The sequence below is a fragment of the Paenibacillus sp. J22R3 genome (genome assembly GCF_056269305.1).
Genome location: NZ_JBWDNS010000008.1, coordinates 158,321 through 176,840, shown reverse-complemented (window position 1 = coordinate 176,840; position 18,520 = coordinate 158,321). Strand labels below are relative to the sequence as shown.

Genomic DNA, 18,520 nt, shown 5'->3' with positions numbered 1-18,520 from the left:
TGATGTATACTCTCCCTTTAATTAAGGTAGTATCGGAAGTGGAAAACCTGGAATTGGTATTCCTGGAACGGGAATTGGAAACAATCCACCTGACCCTCCCTGTTTTCCACCATTTGTCGGAGGCCCTGGCATCGGGCTACCTTTTGGATAAAAACGAGCCCCAAATATCTCAGATACCCAATCCCAAACATCACTTGTTTTAGGTTCCGGTTCATCTACTTTTTTCTTATTACCTTTTTCTCTATCCCAATAATATATCATTCCAGGATCATCGGGATATGTTATATAGACAATTTCACGTTTTGGATTAAAAGGACTTGGCACTGTTATTTCAATTGGAAAAATGTTTGGTCCTGCACTCGCTCGTGCTTTTCGATTTCCAAGGAACCCATGAACGTTTATGCCATCAATGTAACCTTGCATCTGTTTCCTTCCTGACTTATGCAATTCAGCATTCTTCCTCCAAGAGACAGGTTTTAGTTCAAATACATCATACGAATTTGCATTCTTCGCAATTTTATTTACTACATAATCTGCTCTTCCTCGAGATCCATTTTTCAAAATAATCGGAGGCTCCACAAAAGCAACTTTTTGTTTCGCAGCTACATTTAACGCTTGGAAAATCCCTCCAAGAATAATGTGTGCTTGCGTACCAAATCTACAACTTCCGAAAACAGGCGTTCCAGGCTCTACTGCACAGTTACCTGATGGATCAACTTTTATTAGTGGATTATTCTCTACATAAGTATAAGAATTCAATGAAAGCGGATTATCGAGTACACCACCCACTGTGTCTCGTGTAATGAATCTTCCAGTTTCAGAACTATAATATCTCGCCTTTAGATAATACATTCCAGTACTATCATCATAGCGATAACCTGCGTAACGATACGGATTAACCGTAGCCATGGTACCTGTATGAGAAATGATATTTCCCCATGCATCGTATTGATATTTAGCAACTATAATTCCTTGATCATCTGTTAGTGAGATTACATCCCCGTGGCCATTTAAATTATAATAATACGTCCTACCATCTTTCGTAATGGTAACAGGATTACCTAGTTCATCCCATGTATACTGGGAGGTAATTTCATTATCTGAGTTCGTCTCATATAAAACATGATCGCCTTCATAATAATAATTTGTAATTACTCCAGAAGTTGCTGTCTGAATTCGTTTTCCGCTTTCATCATACTTAGCAATGAAGATAGTTTGATTATTGTTATCTTTGACCTCCACAAGTTGATCTAACTCGTTATAAACATATGATCTTAAACCATCATTAACTAAATTTCCATCTGCATCATAAGTGTATTGATTACCGTTTACCTGTGAAATTTCATTGGCACCATTATACACATAATTAGTCGTGACAGTATCTTCATCTGTAGTGACTGTCTTTTTCTCGCGATTACCTACGCTATCATAGCTATAAGAAATTAGTGTTCCATCTTCTAGAGTTTCTTTTTGGAGTTGATTTAACTTGTCATACTCAAATTTAGTTATGCCGGTAATCGTTTGAATAGTATCAATGTTATCATTGACATCATAATTATAAATCTCTGAATTAATTATAGATCCATTTGAATTATAATTTATGAATGATAAAATTTTATCGACATTCTCTGGATCGTAAATAATATTTGTGTATGTTCCATTATTCTTGGTCACACTTTCTAACTTATTGTTGTCATTAAATTTGAAATTAGCCAGCTGCACTCCATTTCTTTTAATGACATTCATCTGATCAGAAGGAGTATACTCATAATTTAGAGTATTACCATTTTCACCAATTGAATAAGTTAATTGATCGACAAAGTTGTTTTCTGAATCTTTATAATGATACTCTTTTTCATTACTACGATCGGTTTCTTTTTTTAGCAAACCACTATCCGGATAATACTCAAAGCTCTTTGTAATTTGTCCATTGTTGGTAACAGATTTTACGAACTCATTTCGTTCTGGATCGAACTCAAATTCCCAACTTGGTTTTCCATTAATACTTGTAGTAACTTTGTTTAAATTCTCTTGTTCTATATATTCATTTAATATTGTATTACCATTTGCAGTTTTAACATTAAGCAATTTCTCATTCACAGGATCATAAGTATTCTCCCACTCATTTAATGATTGATCCCTTGTTATTTGCTTATCTCCTATTGAGGAATAGGTAACCGAATTATTCTTTGCATTTGTAACCTTGGTTATATTACCAGAAGTATCATAGTCATATGAAGTGACATTGTTGTTTGAATCAATAACTTTAACTAATTGACCCGCACTATTGTATTCATATTTTGTTTCATTATTTTTCTTATCAGTCTTACTAATAATTCTTCCAATTGGGTCAGTAATCGATTTTGTTGTATTACCATTTTTATCTGTAGTTTCAGTAACCAAATTCCGATTCGCATCATAACTAAACTTTTCAGTAGTTAAATCCGGATGCTTAATTGACTCGAGATTCCCGTAAATATCATAAGTTAATAAAGTTTGATCTGTGGTGTTATCAGTAATCGTTACCAAGTCACCTTTTGAGTTATATTCATAGGAAGTCTGAGTACCATCGTAATCATTAAATGAATTGACGTTACTGAATTGATCGTATGTGTATGTTTGCGTTTTATTCTCTGTATTCGTATTAAATAACAAATTTCCGTATAAATCATATGTGCTAGATGTCTTTGAACCGTCAGGGTAAGTTATGGACTTTTTATTGTAGTTCTCATCCAATTCGATCTTTGTTTCTTTTAAATTATTATCTAATGATCGAGTTTCTACATTGTTAGCATTCAAATATCTTGTTGTTTTAGAGCCCTGGGAGTTTGTTACTGTTGCTATATGATTTGTAAGATCAAATGTGTAACTTGTTCCCGGTCTCGTTGAAGAATCATTACCAGATGGATCGTCTACTGGTATCTGCACCTTCGCAATCAGTTCTTGATCGTACGTAAAATCAGTTTTACGCCCATTTGGATCAATTATAGTAACAATACGCTTATCAGAATTGTAAACAAACTGTGTTCTGTTATAGGAAGTTGCATCACTATATTGATCTAGTGTTATTAATTTCCCGGTAGAATCGTATCCATAATCAGTTTTTAGAATACCGTTTAATGAATAGTCTACTCTTCCGTTGGAATCATAAACAAATGTGACTTGTTCGCCAGCTGCATCAGCAATTCCGGTCAACTTACCGGCAGAATCATAAATATATTGATTTTTATTGCCATGTCGATCTACTACATAACTAATTCTTGCCTTAGTTATATTTGCTGTAATATCTACTGCAATTTTATCGAAATGAGTAGTAATTCCATACTTATCAGTTATATCGTATCCAGTAATATTTGAACCACTCTTTATAACTTTTAATGATAAATATTTTCCCAATGGCGATTTGTATTTGCCTGTTATTGAATCATATTGAAATTCGTGAGAAGTTCCATCATCCTCTGTATAAAGAATAATACCATCACGATTAGCATCGATTACCGTTTCTGATCCTGAGTACGACCATCCATAACCAAAGGGCGAGTTCTCAGTAGATTTGGAATTATACGTACGAGTAAAATCAATTCCAAATTTCCCTCGACCCTTTAAGGAGTAATCAGTATATTGAATAATATTATTTCCTGTCCCTAGGTTTATATAACTATCCCCACCTACAAGATCATAATGATCATATGCCCAATAATTTTCAAAACCCAACCTACTAGCTGGATAATATGTGACACTTAAAGCCGGAGTATAATTCAGATTCACTGTATCATCACCAGAAATGAATTTCTTGTAAGTATTTACACCCTCAGTAGTACTTTTTAGTAACAGTCCTTTATTCTTCTGAGGGTCATTAATCCATTTGTCAACAATATTAGATCCAAGAGCCCAATGATAGTTAACTGATAAATCTGTTAGACTAGAAATACCTGCTACACTAGAAATCGGTGAAGATAAGTAATCACCACCTTTATTCGTCCATAGCAATCCTGCATCTGATGAGTTCCATGTTGCCGAGTATTCAGTCCAAGGAGTGGTCACCTCATGTAATGTAGCAGCTATAGATGTAGTATTAGAAACAGCAGCTAACCACAAATTCAAATCAGCTGCTAAGACTTTTGAACCTACAGGAATGTTTGAGGTATCAAACTTTAACAATGTACGAATAACATTTGTTTGTGTAGCATCTTGATATAAACCTACACCTAAAGTAGTATCAGTCGGAGCATTTGTATTTGGAAATGCACTTCTTATGTTAGTATCGGCAAGAGCATAAGTTGGTTGATATTTAATTATGGTAGGATCAACTGTGACTGGATAAACCCGACTTTTATCTTCAAGCCAACCTCTATCAGGAACAACGTCCACCAAAAGTTTATTTTCTTTTTGTTTAAGATTGTATGAAACATTGTACGATAGTGCTTCATCTGGAAATGCACTAACAGTTGGAAGCTTTTCAAATCCTTTAGGGATAAATGAGTCATACATGAAAGGTCTAGCAACGATATAAACCACTTGATTAGTTTGATTATCTAAAAGCTGAATCGATCCATCTTCAAGCTTTTTATAGTTTAAGCCATGTAAATCTAATTCAAATGTATAGATCGACGAATCCTGAGCATCTGGTTTTTTCTTAATAATAATATCTTCTTTTACTCTGTCATTTCCGACTGTGTACTTTAGATTTGTGTTTGGAAACAACTCAGAATAGGTAATGATATTATCTTTTACTGATTGTTGGCTATTCACACTCGAGTTGATTGCAATTGGGTTTAAGCCAATTTCATATCTATCCTCAGTGATACTAAGTAATGAGCTTTTTTGAGTATGTTTTTTATTAAATTTTATTTTAAAGGAATGTTTATCATTATAAATTTGAGAAGAATTTTCTAATAGTTTATTATCAATATCTAGCCATTCATTCTTGTTTTTATCTTTGTAGTGTAATGAATCTTGACTTATGTTTGTTGTAAAAGAACCATTTGCATTGCGGAATGTTTTTGATTTTTCAGTTCTTAGACTAACTATTTCCTCTTTGTCTTTAATTGTACCTAAAGTAATCTTGTTTTCCTCGTTGTTTTGTTATGCATATACTTGGCCATGATACTCCCCAGGAACCATCGTAGATAACACCGAAACTATGATAAACCAATAGACTACCTTTTCGAACCTCTTTTTAGTAAACTTCACTTCATTTCCCCTATTCTAGTATTCTCTCATTGCAACTTAACAATTCTAAATGAGAACTTTTGTGACAACAAGACACAAAAATATGGAATATAAAAACGACATTTAGCCATCGGAGTAATGAATTCAGCTTCCCACTGTTTGCTTTGAATTACGTCTAGGACAATGGGTTAGCTTCAGCTGGCAGCTAAAACATCGGGTAAGTTTGTTATCGAATAACTTAAGACCGGTTTAACCCCCGTATTACCTCCATTTCTTGGCGAAGTGCTTGAGTAACATCACGTTCAACTCTACTCATACTCCCAAAGTTCACCTAACTTACTCGGGGCTTGAGTCCAAGGGAAATCGCCCCAAAGTATCCCTACACGTGGTTTTCTTTTGTTCTACATTTCGGACACTTCCCCCAATCAATACAATACATATTAACAAGTCGGCAAGTTATCGGAACGAATGAGGCGTTTAGCACCACTTTCAGGTCTAATGTAAACATCTGTTACAATGTTGTATGAGAAATTTTAGGGGCAATACATTAATGCGGTGATTTAATGAAGAAAATGGAGAAAAGAAAGCCTGTTGAGATTTTCGGCTTGTAGCCCTGGTTCTTTAAAAATCATGAGGATTGCAAAAAATAAAATCTTGCTCTGAGACATCATTTTCTAATTAATTACATCCAAGAACAAAAGTCCATCTTATTGAGAAGCATTTTTAACCACGGGTAACAATGAAAAAAGCCGCAGTTAGCGGCTTTTTAAGCATATATGTTCTTGTCATCCGACAATACAGTGAAAGGCTTTCCTTTGCTGCTGCTCGCTCCAGGCAAACTGCAAGCATACCCTCCGAGTAGTCGCAGCCATCCACATCCAGACCATCCAGGAAGCTGATCGATCCTCCAGGCCTCGGTAATGCCTGCTGCTTTTTTATCGAGGTTAGTTTTATCCGATCGGATGCAATTAATGTTATTGATTGGAACGATTGGAGCTGACCCATACTTTATAGATAATTGACCCATCTGGAAATTCACAATCGCAATGAATATTATAACGATGTACGTGAATTGTATTACTTCTAACTAATTCAAAAACTAATGCCGATGCGATTTTTTCGTCCCTTGTAATATAGCCATCATAAAGATTGCCGATTTCATTATAAGGTCCACTATACGCCCATTCATGTGCTTCCCTCATTGTTTCAAAGTACTTATCTTCTAAATACCATTTCATATTATCGCTTTCATTGTTTGTAATACTCATTCATTTCCCCCCGTAATAGTGGATACTTGCCTCTCCTTATGTTCATTCTCCGTATAATCAGACTTTACATTCAATCTTTACAGTTCCACTTGCATATTCCCCGGAGAAACTAAAGTATAAATTAAGAATATCACCAGATGCTAAGGTGCCAGGAGTTGATGATCCAATATAATTATAAGTTCCAATACTTCCATGAAAGGAATAGTTCCACGCTTCTATATGTGGTGCATAAACAGCTGAAGGAGAAATGCTTCTTACAGTTAAATCTGGCTTCGTCACCGATCCACCAGTAGAAGCAAGAGTAATTATTGGACCAACAGTAGTACTATTAATGAAATTAATACCCCAAGCCACAGTTGGTGTAGCCGATGTTTGAGCACTAACAATAGCGAAACCCCAATCATTCGTTCCTTGGCATCGTGGAAATGTGGGATCCTTTGCTTCCGCAAAAGTAGGAAAAAAAACCGTCGATAACAACATAACTAAGGCAGTCATGGAATACAATACTTTTTTCATTACTTAACACTCCTCGGAATTAGTATTTACTATTTCAGACTACTATATTTGGAATTAATTACCATGGGTCGATTTTCCCAAAGATCATTTAGGCATATTATGCTTTTGTCGTATAATTTGTCGTATATAAAGGAAATATCTGGGGTCGGTTGCTCGCTATTGAAATTTTTTAACGCTTTGTGGATCGTAAATAACGCTGTCTTACTCGCTCTAAATCACTAAGTTTAATCTATTTGAACTTTTCTATATCCTCCATAAGCTGCTTAATAGCCTTTTTGTGTCCTAACTTCCTTTGTTGCACAAACAAAAAAATCCCCGCTGCAGTCAGAAAGTATTTCAGTTGCGGGTAACAATGCAGGTTCTTGACCTAGGTCGGCTAACGATATAAGTTCTTGTCACTGGTTTTTGACAAGAACTTATATCGTTAAAATGAAAAAAGCCGCAGTTAGCGGCTTCTTAAGCATATATGTTCTTGTCACCCGACAAATTAGTACGTATAACTCCTTTTCGCGGCAATGAATGAAACAGTTCTCTATTTTTATTTTTGTCCTCCAACCATTCAACGAATAGCAATCGGTGTGTTTATTCGCTAAATTCTCAACTTCCGTTTGGCTTATGGCCATACTGACGAGTAACACAAAAAAGCCGCGACATTCGCGGCCTTTAATGAAATAATTGTCACCCGACATTCGCTGCGGCTTTTTTGTTGTTGAAGGGCTTGTCCCAGTAAATCAGAGTAAATAAAACTATTTAATTTTTACCTGTCTATCGAATATTGGTTTAACACGTTCACCTTTAACATGCATTTCTATGAGGTTTTCTGTTTCTGCATCAATTATATATGTTTTAACAGCATTTTTGAAAAATCCTCCTCTAGTCTGTACCCCATCTGGGCAATCGATAGATATTTCCCATACCATGCGATCGTCGGAAACTTCAGGATTAGCTGTGTTTTCACCTTCGATATTATTATATTCTTTCCAGGATGTAAGTTTTTCAGAGAGTATTTTTTCTTTGTTGTGTAATTTTATTTTATTATCGATATTGCTTTTCGAGGCAAAGAGTTGGTTCTTTTTATCACTGTTACTTTTTAAAACGGGCACCATTGGTTGATTATATTTTCCAGGTACTGCTTCACTTACTGGTGGGATTTCAACTGAATTATTTACAGATATAAATGATGCTTGAGCGGTATTATCAGCCCTTCCAAACCATATTCCACCGATACTAATTGACAATACTAAAGCAAATGCAACTATTCTATCTTTTTTCATTTGTCTTATACCTCCTTTTATAATAATAGCTAGTTATTATAAGTTATTTTATTAAGTGTAGAATTATACGTATTACTCCAACCTAAATTTAAAGCTGTTGTGGTAGTTAGGTCAAACACGGAAACCCCTGTAGCACTCCAGTTTTTCCACAATGTTCCTGTTGTTGGGTAGAACTGCAGACTAGAAGCATATGTTCCATCAGTAAAAGTATTAAGTGTATCAGTACTTTCAATACCAACTGTTAGATGAATTGCTTTAGTTACACTATTAAAATGAGGTACATTAGCAATTTCAGTTGCATCTATATATACTCTCCAGACTGTACTTCCGTTGATTCGAGATATTTCAAAAGTGTGTTTTCCAGTTGGGAACTGACTTTGGAAATTACGCTCATGATAATCACCAGTGGCATCATCATTCCACGCCATAAAGTGACCGTGCCAATCAGCTATGTAGCCGTCTGAACTATCAATAGCTCCTTTTGTTGTACCTAATTCTATCCACTTAGAATCAGCATCAAATCCTAACCACATTTCTTTATTTATAAATGAAGTCGAAGTATGGTATGTCAGATCTTCTTGATCATTTGTGAAGGAAACAAAACCACCTTTCGTTTCTTCATATATTCGTTCTTGATTATACAAATCTGTTGTAGCCGCTGCATTGACGTAATGTGAAGAAGAAACCGAAATTAGTAGAACTATTGCGGCTGTACGTATTTTGAATAGTTTGCTTAGATACATATTATTCAATCCCTTCTTCGTTTTGTATGATTTAGATTTCAAATTTTAAAACTTTAATATCGGATTTACCTCCTCTAATTTGTTATTAAAACCAAATATATCTATTCAAATTTATCTTCTTTGGTAATTTATAAAAAGGTTCCAAATGACTGTATTTAAGAGCTACTAACTAGTTTTATTGTACTTAAAATTGTCTAAAATTGTAGTTTCCTGAACTTAGAAAGCTGCCGATTAATAATCGGCAGCTTTCTAAACTCTCTTTTCAAGCCCCATAATCTGTGGTTCCGCGTTACATGGGAAACGACTTGGCTTCCCGAAGTCGCCTCCGCGATTGTCTTGTGCACGAGCCACGTGTTTGAATTTTCCGATGTCTACATCGACAATTAAGCTAGAAGATGTGATTTGATTAATTCGTTCATTTGATTAAAATTCATGTTGTGTTCTCCTTGGTTTGTTTTTGAGATCCGTTCAACCGGCCAGCGTCATGGACCCCATTAACATCATACCAAGGAGTCTTTTTATTTCTCAAACCTCGTATTTATTCATAATAGGAATGCTGCCCGCTAGCCATTCATGCAAATCTTCAGCTGCACCACAAAGCCTGAAAGTTAATCCGTTCTTTCATGGTAGTTGAAGAGGCTGTTAAATATGCCAGCAGCCTCTCCGATGACTAATTCTTTTAACACATCTTCAAAACCCAACTCATTGAGAATTATTTTCAACTACGGGTATTATTGCAAGTTCTTGTCCTAATTCGGATGATGTTAACATAATTAAGCTGTCCGAATGAAGTCCGCATAAAACGCGAACTTTTTTAGTTATCGGATCAAATTCATGTCATTTTGCGATGACAAGAACTTGATCCGATTCCCAACAAGCAGCCATCTGTGGAATCACTACGTATTTGAAACATGTCAATCCACTCATAATAATCCTGAGGTGAAGTCCCATTTTTCGACCAATCCTCGTTGAAGCATCGAATACCTTCCTCCCATGCGATTCTGCAAAGGTTCTCGGCGTCTTTTCTGCAAAAATACCTAATTAAAATATGGTTGGCTCGTAATTGCATAGTAACCTCCTGCTTTTGTAATAACTTTCCCAATCTTCAACCTGTACTGAACGCAGTCTAACTTCATCATCTTGCCAATAATTTTGGTACCTCCTTACCAGTTACTCGAAAATCCATCGTCATAGCGTGTTACAGATATGTTTGGAGGTTATAGTGGAGCTACCGATAATATTTTAACAAAAATTTAGATATGGTAGTTATAATTATCTATATTTACACATAAACACTAGTTCATATTAATCATTTAAATTCCATCTATTTACTTTTGAAGCTTTATAGGGTTATATTCTACTGGAAAATTTATTAAATTATGATATTACATGGAGGTTAAGTATGGCTATTAAAAAGAAATGGCATAAGCTATCAATGGGTATAACTTGTCTTACAGTTGGAGCAATTTCATTTGCTGCCACTGTTAATGCTACAACAGAAAGTTTTCATTGGTACAATGCTCCTGGTGGGCAAGCTTTCGTTGAAACAAATGATGATAATCTTAGTACAAGCTATAAAGGTGCAGTTTATGATGCAGGACGGACGAAATGGAATGCTAGTACTGCCCATGTCCAATTTTATGATACGGCCTATACCACATCTGAAGTAGATCTATGGACCGTTCCTCAGTCAACTTGGGATGCTAACGGTTGGGGTTCTGGAGAAGCGTGGACACAAAGCTATTACAACGGAAGTCCATGTACTGATACTATGATTGATGATCCTGATGATAGATGTTCGATTGTTGATGGTGGTGCGATCTGGACAAACAGCAGTGATACGTCCTCTAATTCTGATAGAAGAAAAGCTGTTATTGCACATGAGCTGGGACATATGATTGGTCTTGCACATACTGCTTTTATTACTGAAAAGGATAACTCAATTATGACAAGTAACCTTGAAGGTGGTTACAATGTTACAACTTATGACGCAGGAGAAGTAAATACGAAGTACTAAATAAGAAATACTATCTATATATGGAGGTAACACATGAAAATCAATTATAAAAAAACTGTACTGTCTGCTTTATTGGTATGCACATGTATTTTTGCTGGTTCAGCGGTGGGCCATCTTTATACAAGCCAAACTGAATCAAGTTCTTCTCATAATGAAAGTACTGCCGTATCTGCCCGATATAGCAGTTTAGAAGAGGAACTTTGGAATGTAGGCTATGTTGTTAAGGGTAAGGTTCTAAGTGTTGGTGAATCATCCAAACGGAATTCGGGAATCACAGGCAAAAATGCTTTTTCATACGATGTAACTCCTGCAGAAATTCAAATAGATAAAGTATTGTACGGTGATATTACCGACAAAACGATCACTTTATTGCAACATGGGACTTTGGCAAACAAAAAAAAGTCGGATGGTTTTGTTAAAGAAAATGATGAAGTTGTCCTTCTTTTGGTAAAAACCAGTGATGGCAAGTACTGGTCTTATAATTTTGATGACGGTATTTGGAAGATTAAAGGGAACAAGATACAGTCCAGGACCGAATCGGTTCGACTAAATAAATTTAAAGATATAGATTCAGATAACTTTATGACTCAAATTAAAGATGCAGTAAAGCACAAGACAAAGAACCCCGATTACAAATGATAGACACGTTATAATTTTACCTGCTGCTCACTGATTTCCCAATAGTCACACTGACTTGGGAGTCGGTTGCTTAGACGCATTCCATTCATTGTCAGTATCCAAATCGCCATCTTCTATCATTGAGGTATACGCAGCGCAGCAATAATTCATAACGATCTCCGAAATGCAAAAAGAGACCCTAGCCCATTAAATGGTAAGGTCTCTTTTTTTGTTTTCGTTCACTGTTTTGTAGAAATCAGGTTTAAGATGAGCCACTGCGATTGATTGTTCGTCGGAAGTGCCCAAATTACGATTTCAGTTTAACCTTTTGTCGCTGTCTCCATTAAATCCCAGCCAGCGTTCTCGTCGTCCGTACCTTCGATGCGGAGCGAAGAAAAGTCGCTGCTCTTCACCGTTTTACACACCTTTCAAAAGTCCATCTCATTGAGAAGCCTTTTCAAGTACGTGTAACATTGCAAGTTCTTGTCCTAATTCGGCTAACGATATATGTTCTAGTCACTCGATTTTGACAAGAACATATATCGTTAGAATGAAAAAAGCCGCAGTTAGCGGCTTCTTAAGCATATATGTTCTTGTCACCCGACAAAAATAATAAAAATTTAATTTAATTCCAGTTTTCAATGCTTAATTTTATTCATTGCATCGTGTAAAAGGAGCAGCAACACGATGATTTGCCCGGTAAGCAAGACGATACCACCGAGTAAAGCAATTTGAGCAGCAGCAGCAGAGCAGAGAATAATTACAGGACCTAAATGGTCCCCAAATCCTCCCCTAGGATTTTTAACCCCATACAAAGCAAAAACATACACAATAACCCCCGCTCATTTGAGCGGGGGTTATTAATGTGTATCAGTCAGGCGGATTCGTTAAATAATTATAGATGTCATGAAGACTCTCTTCATTTTCATCATTAATAAGCAACGCTTTACCATTTTTGACTCCATATAACTGGAAGGACGTTTTCTCTTCCTCATCTTCAATAACTTTCACGCCATCCAATACACAAAATAATCCAAAAAGAGCAGAATCAACAGCTTCTTCCATCATTTTAGTCACCATACTTTTATCATCATCTTGCAGTCCATTATACCAGGCCGACAATTCCACATGTCTCTTTCTCGGTTTCCTTCCAGGTGGTTTTGTTATGAATTCAGTGGTACTAACAATAGATGAATCACGAACATACAGTTTAATAGCTTCAATAAAATTGTCTCTATTCATTCTCTATCACCTCAAGAAATTTTTCATATATGCTGATGGGTAAGCTTCTTTGGTTGACTGAACTATCTGTTTTAAAGAATTATTTGGTGTGTTAGTGTAGTTCCTTAAATCCCGAATATCTTTTGCAAGTAAATCTCTCGGTTCACCATTGTACGCACCTTTTTGAGTAGGTATAGCTTTATGCTCCTTTTCCGGTAAAACAATTGAGGGGGCCTTTTTACTATTATAATCCTTAATTACTTGAGATGCTGGTTTTTGTTGAGGAATATGATGAATGTCAAGCCCATCATATGGTCGAGAGGCTGCTTTAAGCTCATTAGCCCTACCCACTTGATATGGTATAACAGGTACCGTAGATCTACCTGCACTTGAATAACTAGCAGCACTACCAGCACCACCAACACTAGGAACAACATTACCACCTGCATACCCACCGCATCGCGGAGCACTATTGACACTAGGACAATGGCCACTTGGATCGGTAGAAATTAATGGGTTATTCTCTACATACGTATACAAGTTCAAAGTGAGCGGATTCTTGAAATCCCCTTGATACGTATCCTCATTTATAAACCGTCCAGTACTAGGATCATACCATCTAGCTCTCAGATATTGCAATGATGTAACTTCATCCCAGATCTCTCCAGAATAGCGGAAAGGATTTTCAACTGTTTCGCTTACTGTTAACGGATTTCCCCAAATGTCATACGTGTAACTATTCAGCTTTACCGCATTATTATCTCGTATCTCCACAATATCAGAGTGGCCATTTTTCAGATAATATGATCTATTACCTGAAGTGTCTTGACGTGCAATTAAGTCTGAGTTTCCACGAAGATATCTAGCCTTAAGTTGTGGTACACCATTGATAATAGTCGCTACCGCGATAACATTGGCGTCATCATAATAAAAGCGTGTAGTCAGTCCATTCTCGATCCGTTCGTACAACAGTCCATCTCCGTTATACTTATACTGCACATTATTCCCTACAGATGTGGAGGCAATCGTTAATCTATTCTGCTTATCATAAGTATAAAATGAATCTGACAGATCGAAACTTGTATCATTTTGATACGTAATTCGATTCCCTCGACTGTCATAGTCATACGTCTCACCAAACTGATCGTTAGTTAAAATCCGATTCAAAGGATCATAATTATACGAGTTTGTTTTGTCTTTATCTGACCGAGATTTCAAATTAGCATTCTCATCATAAATATATGAATAATCATTAACTACAGCTTCATTTGATAACTTATGAGTCAGATTCGTTAACCTACCATGGTCATACATAAATGAAGTCTTTATGCCATTTCTTTGTTGAATCTGCTTCATTAGTCCATTTTTGTAATATTGATATTGAGCTTCATAATCTGAAGATGTAGGAGTTTGAACTGTACTTACATCTTTAAGTTGGTGCATATTGTTGTAGCTGTAATAAAGTATCTGTCCAAACGGATCAATTAACTGTTTTCTTTTGCCCTGATTATCATATTGAAATTCAAGGTATAGAGTATCAGGCAACGTAATTTTCTTTAAATGTTTTGTGTTATCAAAATAATCATACGATGTTATACCGGTCTGATCATTCATTGACTTACGTCTGCCTGCAGTATCATATGTGAAAGTGATCGTTTCATCACTACTTACCTTGTGCCACAGCCAATCTCGACTATAATAATCAAACGTTACCATCTGATTATTACGATCAATTTGTTTGATGATATTATCATTCGCATCATAAAAGAACTTTTCAATAAGTCCTTTTTGATCCATGGTTTGAATAAGTCGCCCTAGTTCGTCATATTTTTTTTGCATTGTACTGCCATCTGCGTAGGTGATTTGTGTTAAATCCCCATTCAAACTGTAGACATATGATGTCGTTTCCTTTTTTGGATTTAAGACGCTCGTTAATTCCTCTAACGCATTATATCCATAGGTAGTAACAAAAGCTCGTCCATCTGTTTCTGTAGTAAGTTTATTAACATTATCATAGGTATATGCACCAATTGTTTTGGTTTTACTTGGATCTGAATAAACCTCCTCTTTTTTTATCAATCGGCCGAGTTTATCGTATGTTTCGAGTAACATCGTATTCTCTGCGTCGATTATAGTCTTTTTGTTATTGATATCATCGTACTCCGTTTTCAAAATACCGCCATCTGCACTCGTTATTGAAAGTTGACGATCCCAGGCATCGTAACTAAATGTAGTTGTTCCGACTGAATCCGCTACATTCGAAACTCGTCCATATAGGTCATATGACGTTTTAATATATTTATGTTTAATAGATCCGTCAATAATGTATGATTCAGAAAGCCAGCCAAGAGGAGTGAACGCGGTAACTTCCTGCACACCTGATTCGTCAGTCACCTTGAATTGATTATTAGGGTCATCATAATCAACCTTGATGAAGTTTAAATCTGGAAATGTTGTTTGTTTAATCCTGTCTAATTTATCATACTGATAGGAATAAACATTACTTTTTCCATCAGTAAACTTTGTTAGCAAACCTGATTTTGTGTCGTATTCATAATTCCTAATAATGCTGCTCAGATTGTTATCTGCATCTTTCACCTTAATTGTTTGTTTCGTTGGGAAAGCATTTAAGTAGGTAGAATTGTATTCGAGTTGAACAAGTATATCTCGTCCGGTATCGCTCAGTCTGATTGTTTGCGGATTACCATATGCATCAATATTTTCAGACGCCACTCGCTTCAATATTGCACCACTTAAGTTGCTTTCCCTAATCGTTGTCTGAGTCACCATAGAATTCCCTGCTATGCTTCGATCGTAAGTAATGTATTGAGTTTGGTTCGCACTAACAGGCTTGCTGGTTGAGGTTAACCAGTGTGTTGTAGGATCGTAAGTATTGGATACAGTCACGTTTAAGGCATTTGTGCTAGTCAGTACGTTTCCATATATATCCAGAGTTTGACTTGTAGTTACAGTCGGTGAAGTCGCTTGTGTCACGGTATTTTTACTTTGTATCGATGTCGACAATGGTATCGGGTACCGATGAATTTCATCATAGGTCATTGTCGTTGTACGTACTATATTATAACCAGGTAAGCTAGTGGCAATTGTAGTATTATAGAATGCTGGAGCTGTATTACTGTCGATATATTGTTGTTTATTAGTATATGTTGTAGCCTTACGTCCATCGGTTATTACACTAGAAAAATTAAAAGTAGCACCATATTGGCTCCCCATATCACTGATATAAGTATAATTAATGACGTTAAATGTATCAGTTGCTTGACTTGCATATGTGATATTGTTTTTGCGGGAACTAATCCGGTATGCCTGATTTACTGACGAGGTCCCCAAATATCTTTTTACTGGGTTGGTCTCATAGGTATAAATGGATCTTGCACCTGTAGGATGAACAATACTTGTCAGTAGTGCAAAGGGATCGCTTACGTTAGGAGTAGTGCCTACCAGGTTATAGCTAGCAGCAGCAATATTATAACTAAAAGTAGTGGTCCGACCTACTGGATCAACAGTAGATGTGAGGAGTTCTTTCCCATTTTGCAATGTTTTATTGAGCGTAAAGCTCTTTGTACCATTTGAAAGTACAACACTTGAAGAGGTGTATGTAATCGATAGAGTGTTACCTAGCGCATCTTTTATGCTGCTTAATAACTGACGGCCATAAATTGCATTTTGTGAGTAATAGAACTGAATCGCGTTGTTACTATAAAAATTAGATATCTGCAAAAGTTGACCATTGGAATTAAAATATTTTTTTACTCCATCTAGTGTTTTTAATACATATGAGGAGGTACTACCATTCACTGTGACACTGGTATCTGGTAAAAAGGTAAGATCGCTCCACGGATGACCGCTTAACGTACTCCCATTAATTAGATAAGTACCCTCGTTTCCAAGATGGAGATATTTCGAGCCATTCTTAATTTCAATAGATGGTATATTCCAGCTCCAGCCTTTACCAATTGGAAACATTTTCTCATTGTAAGGCATCAGGTTAGGATTACTTGTGTCTGGTTCGTTGAACTGTGATTCACCACTGCTATAACTGCGAATCAAAGAGAATGACATTCCTCCACGCCCCGGCAATGTAAAGTCCGTGTAGGACAAAGATAGATCGCCAGACAGTGTAGAAATACTCTCATTATCTGTCTCGACTGAAAATAATGAATGATTTGGTCTGATCGTAATATTGTTTAACGCTTCTGTATCGACAACCTGGGCTGTCACGTAAGCTTTATTCGGTGTAGTATCAATTGCCTCATTGCCATAATCACTTGTAATCTCGCTTTTTGCTGATGCTGAATTATTAATAATTGCAGGAGAAACATATGCTATTGCTTCCTTAAAACTAACACCGTGATCTTTCTGGTATTGAAGTGCATCTGCCACACTTTTCAAGGTATAACCTACGTTTAACTGATCTTCAATAAATTGCTCAGTCACACCATATGTGTTTATTAGCTCATCTATTTGTTTTAATGACTGTTCAGAATGAACTATTTGATTTGTTATTCTCCCAGATATAGGTTTTGAATTCACAGCTGCTGACGCATCCAGCAATCCGTATCCGAACTGATCAGCACTACCAAATGTTTGAGCTGACTGAATCAGTACTTGACGAATTTCATCGTTCGTATAATCCGGATGAAGTTGTTTAACCAGTGCAGCTACACCTGCTACATGGGGTGCAGATAATGATGTACCGCTTGCGAACTTTACACCTTCAGTAAGTGTCAGACAAGGTATATTTACCCCAGGTGCTACTAAATCCACCTCACTACCTGTATTGGAGAAACTAGCTAACTGATTTTGTTCATCTACTGCGCCAACTGCAATTACAGATGGGAATTTAGCTGGATATTTCACCACGTTACTGCCATCGTTTCCAGTTGCAGCGATTAATAATATTCCGTTGTCATGTGCCGACTGAATAGCCTCCTGCAAAGCAAGAGAAAGTTCATTTCCGCCAAATGACATTGAGATAATATCGATTTGGTGATCAATTGCCCATTCCAAAGCTTCTATGACTTGACTATAAGAACCACTACCGTCTTCATCTAACACTTTCAATGAATAGAGATCAACACTTGGAGCCACACCAAGAATACCAACATTGTTTCTTATCGCAGCTAAAATACCTGCGACCATTGTGCCATGTCCATTCGTATCCACATAAGATGTTTCCGTGGGAACAAAAGAAGCTCCTCCGAGCACCCATAAATCTGGATTTTGAGCACTAATTCCGGTGTCCATAATGGCTACCTTCACACCAGCACCTGACAAACCCTTTTTTTGGGCTTCCTCAACACGGATCTGTGTTAAGTCAGAATTAATGGAATCTGCTGACATAGTTATTGGATAATCCTGTTCAATAAAGACTACGTTTTTATCTTTTCGAAAACTGTCTACCTCAGCTAGTGATAGCGTTGTTTCTAGCATTTGCAGATGTTTAAGATTTTTGTTTATGGATTTCTTTTTGCTTTTTAAAAACTGCTCCCCTTTTTTCTTATCCTTAAATTTAATAATATATGGATCTGAATCAGATATTGCTTTTGTAGCACTTGCAAATTGCTCCGAGTAAATTGGAAACAGTGTAAGTAACAAACATATCGCAAGAAGGATGTTGAAGTATTTTTTAAGTGACTGATGCACTGAATTACCTCCCGATTTCTAGTA

General features: G+C 36.3%; 10 protein-coding genes. 2 read left to right on the top strand and 8 right to left on the bottom strand.

The genetic code is table 11. From position 1 onward, the window contains the following. Positions 1 to 21: 21 nt before the first annotated feature. The 5 genes from AC0YN4_RS27805 to AC0YN4_RS27785 all read right to left on the bottom strand — a co-directional run bounded on the left by AC0YN4_RS27805 (position 22) and on the right by AC0YN4_RS27785 (position 8,973). Positions 22 to 4,752 carry a DNRLRE domain-containing protein gene (locus AC0YN4_RS27805; RefSeq protein WP_475837305.1) on the bottom strand — a complete coding sequence of 1,577 codons (4,731 nt, stop codon included), beginning with the start codon at positions 4,750 to 4,752 and terminating at the stop codon, positions 22 to 24. Positions 4,753 to 6,146: 1,394 nt separating this feature from the next. Then, on the bottom strand, positions 6,147 to 6,440 hold the full coding sequence (locus AC0YN4_RS27800; RefSeq protein ID WP_475783931.1) for a hypothetical protein: 294 nt from the start codon (positions 6,438 to 6,440) through the stop codon (positions 6,147 to 6,149). Positions 6,441 to 6,497: 57 nt separating this feature from the next. Continuing rightward, the gene (locus tag AC0YN4_RS27795; protein ID WP_475783932.1) at positions 6,498 to 6,956 is read right to left on the bottom strand and encodes a hypothetical protein; all 459 of its coding nucleotides are present in this window, start codon (positions 6,954 to 6,956) and stop codon (positions 6,498 to 6,500) included. 746 nt (positions 6,957 to 7,702) lie between these two features. Beyond that, on the bottom strand, positions 7,703 to 8,230 hold the full coding sequence (locus tag AC0YN4_RS27790; protein ID WP_475783933.1) for a hypothetical protein: 528 nt from the start codon (positions 8,228 to 8,230) through the stop codon (positions 7,703 to 7,705). 29 nt (positions 8,231 to 8,259) lie between these two features. After that, positions 8,260 to 8,973: a hypothetical protein gene (locus tag AC0YN4_RS27785; protein ID WP_475783934.1), complete on the bottom strand. Its 714-nt coding sequence runs from the start codon at positions 8,971 to 8,973 to the stop codon at positions 8,260 to 8,262. Positions 8,974 to 10,375: 1,402 nt separating this feature from the next. Between AC0YN4_RS27785 and AC0YN4_RS27780 the strand changes: the two genes are divergently transcribed. Both AC0YN4_RS27780 and AC0YN4_RS27775 read left to right on the top strand, forming a co-directional pair. Continuing rightward, on the top strand, positions 10,376 to 10,990 hold the full coding sequence (locus AC0YN4_RS27780) for a matrixin family metalloprotease (protein WP_475783935.1): 615 nt from the start codon (positions 10,376 to 10,378) through the stop codon (positions 10,988 to 10,990). 33 nt (positions 10,991 to 11,023) lie between these two features. Beyond that, entirely contained in the window at positions 11,024 to 11,629 is a 606-nt protein-coding gene (locus AC0YN4_RS27775; protein WP_475783936.1) for a hypothetical protein, read from the top strand. A gap of 617 nt (positions 11,630 to 12,246) precedes the next feature. On the opposite strand, the gene AC0YN4_RS27770 is transcribed toward AC0YN4_RS27775, so the two are convergent. Genes AC0YN4_RS27770 through AC0YN4_RS27760 form a run of 3 tightly spaced genes read right to left on the bottom strand, consistent with a single transcriptional unit; the run spans position 12,247 to position 18,496 of the window. After that, a complete protein-coding gene (locus AC0YN4_RS27770; RefSeq protein ID WP_475783937.1) occupies positions 12,247 to 12,438 on the bottom strand; it encodes a hypothetical protein in 192 nt (63 codons plus the stop codon). A gap of 40 nt (positions 12,439 to 12,478) precedes the next feature. Then, a complete protein-coding gene (locus AC0YN4_RS27765) occupies positions 12,479 to 12,850 on the bottom strand; it encodes a hypothetical protein (protein WP_475783938.1) in 372 nt (123 codons plus the stop codon). A gap of 6 nt (positions 12,851 to 12,856) precedes the next feature. Next, positions 12,857 to 18,496, bottom strand: coding sequence for a S8 family serine peptidase (locus tag AC0YN4_RS27760; RefSeq protein WP_475783939.1), 5,640 nt, complete (start codon positions 18,494 to 18,496; stop codon positions 12,857 to 12,859). Between the last annotated feature and the right edge of the window lie 24 nt (positions 18,497 to 18,520).